Raw genomic sequence first — 12,942 nt, forward strand, 5'->3', positions numbered from 1 at the left:
TCCTCAGTTCGCGGCCTCGCGGGCCGGCGGACGTGGCTCGGGCTCACGGGACGCGCCCAGCAGGTCCTCGACGAGCCGGACGGCCTTCGGTACGGCGTCGGACACGGGCCCGCTCAGCCCCATCCCCTCGGCCACACAGGCCGGTTCGCACCCGACGACGAGCGTGCGGCGCGGGGGCCGCCCGCCGGTGCCGGCGCACAGGGTGCCGAGCAGCGCGAACACGGCGTCCGGGGTCATGCGATGGCCGTCCGGCGGGGCGCCCTGCGGGTCGGGCGCGGGGACGCTCCCGGGCTCGATGACGTACAGGGCGCCCGGCGGGCCGCCGCGTGCGGTGGCGTCCACCAGGATCAGCGTGTCGTACCCGTCGAGGAGTTGATAGGCGAGATGCACTCCGCGTACCCCGACGTCCAGCACCTCGACATGGCCGGGCAGTGGCCGGCCGGCCAGGACGCGGGCGGTCTCCACGCCGAAGCCGTCGTCGCCGAGGAAGACGTTCCCGACGCCGGCGACGAGGACCCGGCCGCCCGCGGGACGCGCGCTCATGCGCGCTCCCCGGGCCAGGCGAGTTCGTCGGGCTGGAAGTACAGGAAGCGGCCCTGTGCACGGCGCAGATCGGCACCCGGGTCGCCGTCCACGGTGACCGCGACATGCACCGCGCCGTCCACGTCGTGCAGCACGGCCTCGACCGTCGCGGTGCGCCCGCGCAGGAACAGGTCCTGGGCGTCGGTGCGGCGCAGCCCGGGCCGCAGCACGAGGCGGCTGCCCGCGCCCGCCGGCCGGCCGGCCACCAGAGCGCTGTCGTGGCCGGGGTCGTACCCTTCGTCGCCGGCCGGGTCCCACCACGGGGTGTCCGGCCGCGGCACACCGTGCTCGTCGGGGAATCCGGTCCCGGCGGCCGGCCGGGTCACCTCGCGCAGACCGCGGACCGCGCCGTGCAGGCGCTCAAGCACCTCGGGCGGCAGCGAGTCCGCCAGGTCGATCACGGCGGCGGCCCGCTCGTCGGTGCCCCGCGCCTCGCGCTTCTCCTCGTCGGTGAGGGCGGCGGTGCGCAGCGCGAGGATCTCGTCGATCTCGGTCGCGTCGTACAGCGCGCCGGGGCTCTCGGGCGCGATGGCCGGGTGGTCCTCCAGGATGATCGGCGAGGACAGCACCACGTCCGCGCGGCCCGGCTCGCCGGCCAGGACCGGCCAGGTGTGCAGATTGCGGCAGGCGGCGACCGCGCCCCCGGCCCACTCGGGAGGGTCGGTCATCGACAGGAACGATCCCCGGTCCACGGCCATGAGGAGGTGGGCGGCCACCAGGGAGCGCGGGAGTGCCGCGTCGCGGTCGGCGGCGTGGCCGGCCGGCGGGGTCCAGTCGCTGGTGTTCTCGGCGACGGCGGTCAGCCGCACCACCCGGTAGGGGCCGTCGAGTTCGCGGGCCGACAGCCGCAGCCGGCCGGCCAGCGGCGCGTACCGGTTGACGGTCCGGCCGGCCGGCCGGCCCGCCGGGTCGCGGACCGTCTCGTGCGCGGTGCCCGCACATCGCTCGAAGGGCACCGTGACATCCCCGGTGAGGAGGTCGGCGACCGGTACGACCGCCTCGACGCGCTCCTCGATCCCCTCGTCCCAGGGCACCAGCACCCGGTCCGCCAAGCGGAGTTCCGGTACGGTCTCGAAGTCGCCGTCCGCGCGGGCCCGTTGGACGGTGCGGCGGCGGGCGCGCAGGAAGCGCAGTTCGACGGCGAGCACGGCGCCGTCCTTGGGTTCCAGCAGGCACTCGGTGTGCTGGAAGGCGTGTTCCTCGCGTTCGGCGCCCCAGCCGGGCGGCACCAGCACGCCGAACTGCCAGCGCAGCCGGTTCTTCGCGGCGGAGGCCCGGTAGGGGTAGAGCACATAGCCTTCGAAGAGGACGGCGTCGGCCACCTTCCGGGCGAGGGCGAGGCGCGCCTCGGTCTGCGGGGCGAACGCGGTCACGCTCACGAAACGGTCCTTCCGGTGGTGCCGGTCAGGGCGGATTCCGGCGCGGGCACGGCATGGGCGAGCAGGTCCCGCACGGTCGCCTCCCAGGAGGGCAGCGCCCGCCGCGAGCGGTGGGCCAGCAGGGCGTTCATGGTGTCGCGGGGCAGCCGGATCCAGCCGCAGCCGGGGAAGTGCTGGTCGACCATCTCGCGCCAGGTCGCGACCGGCATCCGGAAGGCGGCCTCCCGGTCCCAGGGGACGGGTTCGACGCGGAAGCCGCCTGCTCCGGTGAACGCCGTTCCGGAGAACAGCATCAGCAGCGGCACCTCACCGCCGTCGAGGGCGGCGAGGTAGCGGGTGGCGGCGATGTCCATGTCGTAGGTGCAGGGCACGACGAGGTCGGTCTCGGTCTCCCGGGTGAAGCCGGGCACCATCAGCGGGACCTGCGCGAACTGCACCGGCTGGAGGGTGCTGCCCCAGCGGGACGGCTCGCCGAACAGGTCCACGAGCCCGTCGGCCTCGGCGCGGTCGTAGCCGCGCCGGGCGGGTTCGATGCGGATCTGGCAGCGCAGGGCCAGGGCGTGCACGGGTTCGTCGCCGGGGGTGGTGACGCGCAGCCGGAACACCAGGGTCGGCCCGGCCGCGTAACGGTCGGCGCGCACCCCGGTGCAGGTGAAGGAGAGTTCGGTCATGGGCGGTCCTCGGTGCCGACGGGCCTGGCCAGGGTCTCGACGTGGGCGAAGAACGCGTCCAGGGCGGCCCTGGCCTCGGACCCGCCGTCGAAGCCCTGCCACAACAGCCGCATGCGGCCGACGAGTTCGTAGCAGATGTCGATGGGCACCAGGAAGCAGGCGCAGTCGTCGTCGGTGCGGCGCAGCAGCAGTGCCTCGACGTCCGGTTCGAGCAGGCCGGCGAGGGCGCTCTCGCCGAGGACGGTGGTCCAGGCCTCCGGTTCCCCTTCGCTCTCGGTGGCGCCGGCCGGGCTCGGGTAGAGGGCGACAAAGCGGTCGAGGGCGGTGTTGCGGAAGACGAAGGCGACGGAGACCGGGATGCGCAGGGTGTCCCAGGCGCGGGCGTCGAGCCGATGGTCGGGGTCGGTGAGGTAGCGGGCGGGGACCGGGCGGAAGCGGCCCGCGCCCGCGCCCGGCCGTTCCATCAGCAGGAAGCAGGACGGGCAGGCGCAGATCAGGGACCGCTGCTCGGTGTCGGCGAGATGACGGTGGTCCGTGTCCGCCACCGGTGCCGCGCACAGCCCGCAGCGTTCGGGCTGTGCGGGGCGTTCGGTCAGGTACCGGCGCAGGCCGCGGCCGGACCGCGCCGTCGGGGCCCAGGTCGCGCTCATGCACCGGCCCCGGGGCGGGTGCCGATCTGGAGCAGTGCGGGCTCCTCGGGGCTCGGCTCGGTGCGCACCTCTACGGCCGTGACCTCGGGGGCGAAGCAGGAGAGCGCGTCCTCGGCGGCCCGTCGCAGGTCCGGCGCGCCGGCGGCGCAGCCGCAGCCGCAGCCGGACACCGCGCGCAGCCGCAGCGTTCCGGTCGCCTCGTCGAAGCCGAGCACATCAAGGACGCCGCGGCCGCCGCGGCCGGCGCCGCCGCGCCCCGCGCCGTCGATGCCGTGCAGGGCACGGCCGATGCGGGCGGTCAGGTCCTCGGGGTGCAGGTCGTGCAGGAGCAGCAGGCTCGCGACGAGTCCGTCGCCGAACAGGGCCTCGACACGCGGACGGTCCTCGGGGGCCGACAGCAGTTCGAGGATCCGGGCGAGTCCCGCGCCGTAGAACTCCATGAGGGAGCGGACCAGTTCCTCGGCCGCGGCGACGGCGGCCGGGTCCGCGGTGCCGGAGAGCCGGTCCAGCACCTCCTCGATGCGCCGGCCGGCCCGCTCCGCGTGGGCCGGTGCGGTGGTGGGGCTCATCCGCCCAGTCCGCTCAGGCCGGTGGGCACGTGCATCTTCTCCACGGTGCGGCCGTCGCCGACGTACATGTGGACGCCGCAGGGCAGACACGGGTCGAAGCTGCGCACGGTGCGCATGATGTCGATGCCCTTGAACCTGTCCGGCGGGTTCTCCTCGAAGATGGGGGTGTTCTGCACGGCGTCCTCGTAGGGGCCGGGCGTGCCGTAGGGGTCCCGGACGCTGGCGTTCCACGGCGTGGGCGGGTACGGGTGGTAGTTGGCGATCTTGCCGTCGCGGATCACCATGTGGTGGGAGAGGAGGCCGCGGACGGCCTCGGTGAATCCGACGCCGATGCCCTCGTCGGGGACCTCGAACTTCTCCCAGGTCCGGGTGCGTCCGGCGCGTACCTCTTCGAGGCCCTTCTCGGCGAAGTGCAGGGCGAGGGCGGCGATGTAGGCCTGGAAGTAGCTGCGCGCGCGGTTGCGTTCCAGCGCGTTGCTCCACTTCGGGATCTTCCACTCGAAGGTGGTCTCGGGCCGGGTCATGGTGCGCGGCAGGTTGATGACGACGCTGTGTCCGGTGGCCCGCACCCCGCCGGTGTCGACCAGGCCGGCCAGGGCGGTGATCCACAGCCGGGCGAGCGGGCCACCGCCGGTGTCCAGGGCGAGATGGTCCTTGCCGTCGAACCAGCGCGGCGACATCACCCAGCTGTACTTGCCGTCGAAGTCGCGCTTCTGCGGGGCGGGGATGGTGTGCTGGTTCCAGGGGTGGCGCGGGTCGACCGGGTTGCCGAGCGGGTCGTGTGTGACGAACCGCTCCCTGCCCTGCCAGTCCTCGTAGTAGGAGCTGCCCAGCAGGATGCGGATGCCGAGGTTGATCTCGGTGAGGTCGGTGGTGACGAGCTTGCCGTCGACCACGATGCCCGGGGTGACGAACATCCGCCGGCCCCAGTCCGTCATGTTGGCGTAGGTGAAGTCGCAGTACTCGGGGTCGTTGAGCGCCCCCCAGCAGCCGAGCAGGACGCGCCGCCGGCCGACCTCCTCGTAGCCGGGCAGGGCCTCGTAGAAGAAGTCGAACAGGTCGTCGTGGAGCGGGACGACGCGCTTCATGAACTCGACGTAGCGCATCAGGCGGCTGAGGTAGTCCGTGAAGAGCTGCACGGAGGCGTTGGTGCCGACGCCGCCCGGGTAGAGCGTGGAGGGGTGCACATGGCGGCCCTCCATCAGGCAGAACATCTCCCGGGTGGAGCGGCTGACCTGAAGCGCCTCGCGGTAGAACTCGCCCTCCATGGGGTTGAGGGAGCGCATGATGTCGGCGATGGTGCGGTAGCCGTGCTCCGTGGCGTGCGGTGCCTCGGTGCGCTCGGCGAGTTCGAGGACACCCGGGTTGGTCTCCTTGACCATCTTCTCGCAGTAGTCCACCCCGACCAGGTTCTCCTGGAAGATGTTGTGGTCGAACATGTACTCCGCGGACTCGCCGAGGTTGATGATCCATTCGCCGAGGTGCGGGGGCTTGACGCCGTAGGCCATGTTCTGCGCGTACACCGAGCACGTGGCGTGGTTGTCGCCGCAGATGCCGCAGATGCGGCTGGTGATGAAGTGCGCGTCGCGCGGGTCCTTGCCGCGCATGAAGACGCTGTAGCCGCGGAAGACCGACGAGGTGCTGTAGCACTCGGCGACCCGCTTCTGCTTGAAGTCGATCTTCGTGTGGATGCCCAGGCTGCCCACGATCCGGGTGATCGGATCCCAGGACATCTCGATCAGGCCGCTACCGTCGCCGGCCGCCTTGGTCGTCGGTGCCATCGTGTCAGTCGTGCCCTTCTGCGAGCGGGAGGTTCTGCGAGCGGGAGGTGCGGAGGGTGCGAACGGGTTCGAAGACGGGCCGCCGGGAGCGGGCCGTCGGGGGCGCTCACCACGGCGGCCGGTATCCGGTGGTGAGCCTGCCCCCGGTGTGGCGCCACTTGGGCTCCTTGTCGACGGTGTGCTGGGTGACATCGCGCAGCCGGCGGATGACCCGGCCGTAGGCGCCGCTGGCCTTGGTGGACAGGGTCGCGCCCGGGGGCTGGTCCATGAACGGCATGAACTTGTCGGGGAAGCCGGGCATGGTGCAGGCGATGCAGATGCCGCCGACGTTCGGGCAGCCGCCGATGCCGTTCATCCAGCCCCGCTTGGTCACGTTGCACTTCACGACCGGGCCCCAGCAGCCGAGCTTGACCGAGCACTTGGGCGAGTCGTACGCCTCGGCGAAGTCGCCCTGCTCGTAGTAGCCGGCCCGGTCGCAGCCCTCGTGCACGGTGGCGCCGAACAGCCAGGTCGGGCGGAGCTTGTCGTCCAGGGGGATCATCGGGGCGGAGCCCGCCGCCTGGTAGAGCAGGTAGGTGAGCGTCTCGGCGAAGTTGTCGGGCTGGATGGGACAGCCCGGGACGCACACGATGGGGATGCCCGCCCTGGACTTCCAGTTCCAGCCGAGATAGTCGGGCACGCCCATCGCGCCGGTCGGGTTGCCCGCCATGGCATGGATGCCGCCGTAGGTGGCGCAGGTGCCGATGGCGACGACGGCGAGGGCCCTGGGCGCGAGACGGTCGATCCACTCGCTCGTGGTGATCGGCTGACCGGTCTCCGGGTTGTCCCCGAAGCCGCACCAGTAACCCTCGGGCTTGATCGCCTCGTTGGGCACGGAGCCCTCCACGACCAGCACGAAGGGGTCGATCTCGCCCCGTTCCCCCTTGAAGAACCACTCGATGAACGTGTCGGCGCCGCCGACCGGACCGGAGTCGAAGTCGATGAGGGGCCAGTGCACCTCGATCTTCGGCAGCCCCGGCAGCACGCCGAGCGCGATCTGTTCGATGCTCGGCTGCATGGCGGCCGTCAGCGAGACCGAGTCGCCGTCGCAGCTCAGCCCGGCGTTGATCCAGAGGATGTGGATCGTGGGCGTCTCGCCCGCGGGTGTACCACCGGTGTGCGTCGCCTCGGCACTGCTGGGCGTGGCCGGAGTCATGGGACCGCCTCCTCGGGGAGGTAGGGGAGGTGAGGCAGGGGGACGGCGGCCGACACATCGGCCGTCGTGTTTCTCGGTTTCTCGGCGTCTCGGTTTCTCGGCGTCTCGGTTTCTTGCTATCAGGCGTCCACGGGCGATGAGAGGTCGGCGCGGTCCGTTCCAGTGACGCGGGACCTCATCAGGCCGCTCCGCTCCGTGCCGGTGCGCGGTCCGGTGGCGCGGGCGAGGTGCTGCGGTGTGCCGGACGGGCGCTGCTTGCGTACGAAGGCCCGGCGCAGCGCGTGGTAGGGGGCGTCCGGGTCGTCGAAGGCGGGGCGCATCCGGGCCAGCTCACGCTGCCGGAACGCGGCCAGGGGCTCGACGCACTCCTCGTGGTCCCGTTCCGCCTTCTTGGCCGCGATCCGGGACGGTGTCCCCGGCATCGTGGCGAGCCGGGCCGCAAGCCGGGCCGTCTGCGCCGCGAAGTCCCCGGGCCCGCACGCGATCACCCGGTCGGCCAGGCCGGCCCGCAGGGCGCCCGCGGCGCTCACCGGCAGGGCGTCCGCCATCAGGCGCTCGGCCGCCGCCGCGCCCACCCGGCGGGGCAGCGAGTACGTCCAGTACTCCGACCCGTACAGGCCCATGAGCCGGTAGTGCGGGTTCAGCACGGCCCCGGAGCGGCACCAGACCTCGTCGGCCGCGAGGGCGAGCATCACCCCGCCGGCGGCGGCGTTGCCCGCAAGAGCGGCGATGACCAGCCGGTCCGTGGTGGTCAGGACCGCCTCGACAAGGTCGTCGATGGCGTTGATGTTCGCCCAGGACTCGGCGGCGGGGTCCGGGGCGGCCTCGATGACGCCGAGGTGGATGCCGTTGGAGAAGAAATCGCGCCGGCCGCCCAGCACCAGCACGGCGGTGGGGCGTGCGCATGCCTCCCGGTAGGCGGCGAGCAGACGCCGGCACTGCGCGGTGCTCATCGCGCCGCCGGGAAAGGAGAACTCCAGGAAGCCGACGTCGCCGTCCTCCCGGTAGGAGATGTCGCTCCAGCCGCGGCCGCCCGCGTCCACGGTCGGTGCGGGCGCGAACTCGGGCAGGTCGGGCAGCCGGTCCCCGAGGGCCGTCACCGCCGGCAGCTTGACCGCGGGCGGCTGCCCCGCAACCCGTCTGCGGCGCAGTTCGGGGATCCACACGGCGCCGTCGGCGGTGGCCCGGCAGACCGCGCCGCTGCGGGTGGCCAGCAGGGCTCCGGGCGCGCCGTGCAGCCGGTACTCGGGGTGGCCGCCGTGCAGATACCACTCCGCGCCGCACAGCACGTCGAGCACACCGGGCTGCGAGTCCGCGGCGCGCAGCTTGCGCACCACGGTGCGGGTGGAGTCGGCGGCCCAGTCGATCCGCCGGACGCTCTGGTCGAGGTAGGGACGGGTGCGCCCGGTCCGCTGCGGTACGGGCCGGTAGGTGCCCGAGGCGAAGCGCTCCACCGCGAGGGTTACGGCGGCCAGCGCGGCATCGGCGATCTCACCCCGGTACAGGTCGCTCTTGGCCACCGGGGGCACCGGGCAGCCGACCGTCGCCCACACGGCGCCGGCGTCCATCTCCTCCCGCGCCTCCAGGACCGTGACGCCCCAGGTCTCGGCGCCCTCGTGGATGGCCCAGTCCAGCGCGGAGGGGCCGCGGTCACCGAGCGGGCCGGGGTGCACGACGAGGCAGGGCCGCACCGTCCACACCTCGGCGGGGATCGCCGTCCTCAGCATCGGGGCGAGGACCAGGTGCGGGTCGTGGCGGTCGACGGCCTCGGTCAGGCAGCGGCCGGGGACGGCGAGTTCCACCGCCACGGTGTGCCCGCGGTCGCGCAGTTCGGCGTGGACGCGTTGGGTGAGGCTGTTGAAGGCACTGGCCACGAGCAGGATGTGCACGGTGTTCTCCCGGCGGACGAGGGCGCGGGTCCGTCGGCCCGGCCGATGCGATCGTCGGGCATCCGCCGCCCCGCTCCCGGGCGCCGGGCTGCCGGGATCACCCGAAAGCGGACGGCGGCACCGCCACCCGGCGGCGTGACCCGGCCGGGCGTGAACTTTGCCCGCCACAAGCCCGCCGTCGGCTCAACTCGGGCGCTGGATACGGCACTTCCGGCATCGTGCCGGGGCGGCGGCCGGGCTGCGCCCCGCCGCCGGGGCGGGCCGCGCCGCGGGGAGCGCACCATGGTGGCGCGACCGGACCCCCGTTCCGGTCGTGCCCCCATCGAGTGCCGAACCTACGTGCGTGACAGGCCGCGGGGGTATCGCGCCGGTGCCCGCTGCGGCGCCACGAGGACTCACCTGTGCACAGCCGAGTCCGTTTGACCCTGTTTTCGGCGTTCTCGGCGTTCTTAGCGTTTTCGGCGTTCTCGGCGTTCTCGGCGTTCTCAGCTTTTTCGGCCCTGCTTCGTACGGCGCAGCACGGGCTCGGGAAGGTCACCGACCACCAGGTGGGCGAGGACGACCTCGTACAGGTCGCTGCCCGAGGCGAGGAGTTGGCGTTCCAGGACGGGTTCCGCACTGCGGACGTGCTCGCGCACCGTCTGGGCGTGCACGCCGAGGTCCTGGGCGGCCCGTTCGGCGTTCGCGCCGGCGCCGATCCAGGCGCGCAGGGTGCCGCGCAGGTCCCGTCCGTCGTGGGTCAGCCGGTCCAGCAGGTCATGGGCCCAGGTGCGGATCGCGGAGCCGGCGAGCAGTCCGCCGAGGCGGACGGGGGGCGCCCCGGCCGCCGTCCCGGGCCCGCCGGGCACGGCGCAGCCCGCCTGGGTGTTCAGCGCGAGGTGGACGGTGGCGCGGACGGCGAGATCGGAGAAGTCGGTGTCCAGCAGCGCCTCGACGCGGTCCATGCGGGCCCGTACGGTGTTGCGGCTGACGCCGAGCACCTTGGCCGCGCTGACCGCGGTGTACTCCAGGCCCAGCCGGGTGGTGGCGAGCAGTTCGGCCCTGGTGTGGTGGGGCAGGCTGTCGAGCGGGCGCAGCACATCGGCGGACCAGGCGCGCAGGGCGACGAGGTCCATCAGCGTCTCCGGGTGGGTGCGTTCGGCGTAGACGGCCGCCTGCTCCGGGCGGAAATGGGCGACGGCGAGGGCACTGATGGCCTGCCCGTAGGCGAGAGCGGTCTGGGCGAGGCTCTGCCGGACGCTGCCGCCGAGATAGGTGCCGGGGCGGCCGTCGACGAGCGGGCGCAGCCACCGCTCCGCCGTGGCGGCGGGGCTGAGGACGATGACGTGCCGGTCCATCGCGGGGCAGCGCACGACGAGGGCCCGGCCGCCGGTCGCCTCGATGCACTCGTCGACGAGCCGGTCCCGTTGCTCGGCGGCCCCCTCGACGACGTACACGCTGGCGGTGTCGGTGTCGAGCAGGCCGGGCCACAGGCCCGCGGCGACCCGGCGGGCAGCGACGGTGTCCTCCACCATCAGCAGTTGCAGGATGGCCAGCCGCAGGTCGGCGGTGGCGCGGCTGAGCCGCCGCCCGGCGGCCGTCAGTTCGCGTTCGCGCAGCAGGAGTTCGACGACCGGGGCGGTGCGGGTCACGATCTCCGCGCTGCGCCGGTCGAACGGGGCGGCGCGGGCCACGGCCAGCACGCCCGTCGCCTCCCGGAACGGTCCGTGGTGCCGCACCGCGACCAGGCGGACGTGCCGCCCGCCGTCCGCCACCGCGGCGGACGAGATCCGGCCGCTCACCACGTCCGCGACCAGCGGATCCGCGAGCGGCACCGGTTCGCCCGCGAGTACGGCTCCGGCGTCGTTGCGCAGGCAGACCGTGCCGTCCACGTTCCGGGCGAGCCAGTCGACGACCCGGCTCAGGTCTCGTCCGGTGGACCGCAGCTGGTCGAGGAGTTCCTCGGCCCAGGCGGCGTCCTCGCCGTGCGTCGTCCGTGTGTGCGGGCCCTCGTCGGCCAGGCCGGCCATCTCGCGCTTCTCCTCGTCCATCCCGTCGACCTCGGTCTCTGGAAAAGGACGCTACCCGACGCGCCGCTCCCGTTCCGCCCGGCCGCCTGTCCGCCGGCCGACTGCGTTCTCTGCGTTCTCTGCGTTCTCCGCCGGCGGTCCCGGGGGGACGGACCGCCGGCGGAGCCGACCGACTCGGGCCGGGGGGTGGGTCCCGAGCGGCTTGCCCGTCGCCTTCCCCGACAGACCTGAGCCATGCCTGCGCATGCCCCGCCGAGTTCGCGCAACGCCGTGACGCCCAGGCCGACATCACCCGGCGCGGGCGGCGCGGGGCACCGGGCGGGGCCCCGTTTCAGGGGATGCGGACGGGGTCCGGGCCAGGGGCCCGCCCGGGGGTGAAGGCGACGGGTGAGCGAGGTGAGTGCGCGCCCGTCGACAAACCCGAGCCCATCCAGCTCACCGCCGGCCAGGGGACATCCACGCGCCCCACGCCGACCCGCCCCCACATCTCCCCCATGTCTCCCCCTCTGTGGTCGTGCAGTACGACCCACGGGGTAATCCGGTCCAGGGCGGCGAGGGGGTGGGGGACGGCTTAAGCTCGGCGGATGGCGAAGTACTTCGACGTGCACCCCGACAATCCGCAGCCGCGCAGCATCGCCCAGATCGCCGACGCCGTGCGCTCGGGCGCCCTCATCGCGTACCCCACCGACTCCTGCTACGCCCTGGGGTGCCGGCTCGGCAGCCGTGACGGCATGGACCGGATCCGTTCGATCCGCCGCCTCGACGACCGGCACCACTTCACCCTGATGTGCCGGGACTTCGCGCAGCTCGGCCAGTTCGTGCGCGTGGACAACGATGTGTTCCGGGCCGTGAAGGCATCGACGCCGGGCAGCTACACCTTCATCCTCCCGGCGACCAGGGAGGTGCCGCGCAAGCTGCTGCACCCCAAGAAGAAGACCGTCGGCGTGCGCATCCCGGACCACGTGGTCACTCAGGCGCTGCTCGCCGAACTCGGCGAACCGCTGCTGTCCAGCACGCTGCTGCTGCCCGAGGAGGACGAGCCGCTGACCCAGGGCTGGGAGATCAAGGACCGGCTCGACCACGTGGTGGACGCGGTGGTCGACTCCGGTGACTGCGGCACGGAGCCGACCACCGTCGTCGACTTCTCCGGCGGCGAGGCCGAGGTGGTGCGGCGTGGCGCGGGCGACCCAGCCCGCTTCGAATGAGCCGGGAAGGGCCCGGCCCGCCGGACCGGACCCACTGCGCCGGCGTGCATCTTGCGTGACAGCATGGCCCGTACACGCACCGCCGGGGGCGCCCCGCTCCCCGGCGGCCACCCCCCGCAGGGAGGCTCCCACGCCATGACCGCCGTACAGGGAACGACCGTGGACATCCCGACCGAGGACGGCGTCGCCGACGCCTATCTGGTCCATCCCGGTGACGAGCGTCCCCGTCCGGCCGTCCTGTTCTTCCAGGACGCGTTCGGGCTGCGCCCGCATCTGCAGTCGATGGCCGACCGGCTGGCCGCGGCCGGCTACACGGTTCTGCTGCCCAATGTGTTCCACCGGCACGGGCGCGTCCCCGTCGTCGAGTTGCCCGAGTTCATCGACCCGGCCCAGGACCCGGCCATCTGGCGGCGGATCGGCCCGCTCATGCAGTCGCTGACGCCCGACCTCGCGATGCGGGACGCGGGTGCCTGTCTGCGGTTCCTCGCCGACAGCCCGCTGGTGGCCGAAGGACCGGTCGCGGTGACCGGCTACTGCATGGGTGCCCGGCTGGCCCTGCTGACCGCAGGCACCTATCCGCAGCGGGTCGCGGCGGTCGCCGGGTTCCACGGCGGGCAACTGGCCACCGAGGACCCGGACAGCCCGCACCTGGTGGCCGAACACATCACCGGCGAGGCGTACTTCGGCCACGCCGACCAGGACTCCTCGCTGCCCCCGGAGCAGATCCGGCGGCTGGAGGACGCGCTGACCGCGGCGGGCGTACGGCACCGGTGCGAGGTCTACCCGGGCGCCCGGCACGGGTACACACAGGCGGACACCCCGGCCTACGACCGGGCGGCGGACGAGCGGCACTGGGCCGCGCTGCTCGACCTGCTGGAGCGCACCTTGTGAACCACGCCGTGGGGGCCCGTGACAGCGCGCGCCCCCACGGAGTTCGCCCACCACATTGACATGACCGCGTCTCGACGCAACGCTGAGAGCGCTCTCAGACAGGTACGGACCAAGCCCGTAC

The 12,942-nt window shown here is 73.2% G+C and carries 11 protein-coding genes; 2 read left to right on the forward strand and 9 right to left on the reverse strand.

The genetic code is table 11. From position 1 onward, the window contains the following. Window positions 1-3 precede the first annotated feature (3 nt). From ACFYTE_RS32910 to ACFYTE_RS32950, 9 genes are all read right to left on the reverse strand, one after another. Entirely contained in the window at window positions 4-543 is a 540-nt protein-coding gene (locus ACFYTE_RS32910) for a hydrogenase maturation protease (protein ID WP_388718552.1), read from the reverse strand. Next, window positions 540-1,961 carry a hypothetical protein gene (locus ACFYTE_RS32915; RefSeq protein WP_388718554.1) on the reverse strand — a complete coding sequence of 474 codons (1,422 nt, stop codon included), beginning with the start codon at window positions 1,959-1,961 and terminating at the stop codon, window positions 540-542. Before ACFYTE_RS32915 ends, ACFYTE_RS32910 begins: the two co-directional genes overlap by 4 nt. After that, entirely contained in the window at window positions 1,958-2,632 is a 675-nt protein-coding gene (locus ACFYTE_RS32920) for a DUF6084 family protein (protein ID WP_388718556.1), read from the reverse strand. The genes ACFYTE_RS32915 and ACFYTE_RS32920 overlap by 4 nt, the downstream gene beginning before the upstream one ends. Further along, a complete protein-coding gene (locus ACFYTE_RS32925) occupies window positions 2,629-3,282 on the reverse strand; it encodes a DUF5947 family protein (protein ID WP_388718558.1) in 654 nt (217 codons plus the stop codon). The genes ACFYTE_RS32920 and ACFYTE_RS32925 overlap by 4 nt, the downstream gene beginning before the upstream one ends. Beyond that, window positions 3,279-3,851 carry a hypothetical protein gene (locus tag ACFYTE_RS32930; protein WP_388718560.1) on the reverse strand — a complete coding sequence of 191 codons (573 nt, stop codon included), beginning with the start codon at window positions 3,849-3,851 and terminating at the stop codon, window positions 3,279-3,281. The genes ACFYTE_RS32925 and ACFYTE_RS32930 overlap by 4 nt, the downstream gene beginning before the upstream one ends. After that, on the reverse strand, window positions 3,848-5,632 hold the full coding sequence (locus ACFYTE_RS32935; protein ID WP_388718562.1) for a nickel-dependent hydrogenase large subunit: 1,785 nt from the start codon (window positions 5,630-5,632) through the stop codon (window positions 3,848-3,850). The genes ACFYTE_RS32930 and ACFYTE_RS32935 overlap by 4 nt, the downstream gene beginning before the upstream one ends. A 106-nt stretch (window positions 5,633-5,738) precedes the next feature. Continuing rightward, the gene (locus tag ACFYTE_RS32940) at window positions 5,739-6,827 is read right to left on the reverse strand and encodes a hydrogenase expression protein HypE (RefSeq protein WP_388718564.1); all 1,089 of its coding nucleotides are present in this window, start codon (window positions 6,825-6,827) and stop codon (window positions 5,739-5,741) included. A gap of 119 nt (window positions 6,828-6,946) precedes the next feature. Continuing rightward, entirely contained in the window at window positions 6,947-8,716 is a 1,770-nt protein-coding gene (locus tag ACFYTE_RS32945; protein ID WP_388718566.1) for a hydrogenase maturation protein, read from the reverse strand. A gap of 485 nt (window positions 8,717-9,201) precedes the next feature. Next, complete coding sequence (locus tag ACFYTE_RS32950) at window positions 9,202-10,725, reverse strand: helix-turn-helix domain-containing protein (RefSeq protein ID WP_388718624.1); 1,524 nt, start codon at window positions 10,723-10,725, stop codon at window positions 9,202-9,204. Window positions 10,726-11,309: 584 nt separating this feature from the next. On the opposite strand from ACFYTE_RS32950, the gene ACFYTE_RS32955 reads away from it, so the two are divergent. Both ACFYTE_RS32955 and ACFYTE_RS32960 read left to right on the forward strand, forming a co-directional pair. Then, window positions 11,310-11,930 (forward strand): L-threonylcarbamoyladenylate synthase, encoded by a 621-nt coding sequence (locus ACFYTE_RS32955; protein WP_388718568.1) that lies wholly within the window; start codon window positions 11,310-11,312, stop codon window positions 11,928-11,930. A gap of 135 nt (window positions 11,931-12,065) precedes the next feature. Next, window positions 12,066-12,821, forward strand: a complete 756-nt coding sequence (locus ACFYTE_RS32960; RefSeq protein WP_388718570.1) for a dienelactone hydrolase family protein — start codon at window positions 12,066-12,068, stop codon at window positions 12,819-12,821. Window positions 12,822-12,942 lie beyond the last annotated feature (121 nt).

The sequence above is a fragment of the Streptomyces sp. NPDC004629 genome, assembly GCF_042873595.1.
Classification (GTDB): domain Bacteria; phylum Actinomycetota; class Actinomycetes; order Streptomycetales; family Streptomycetaceae; genus Streptomyces.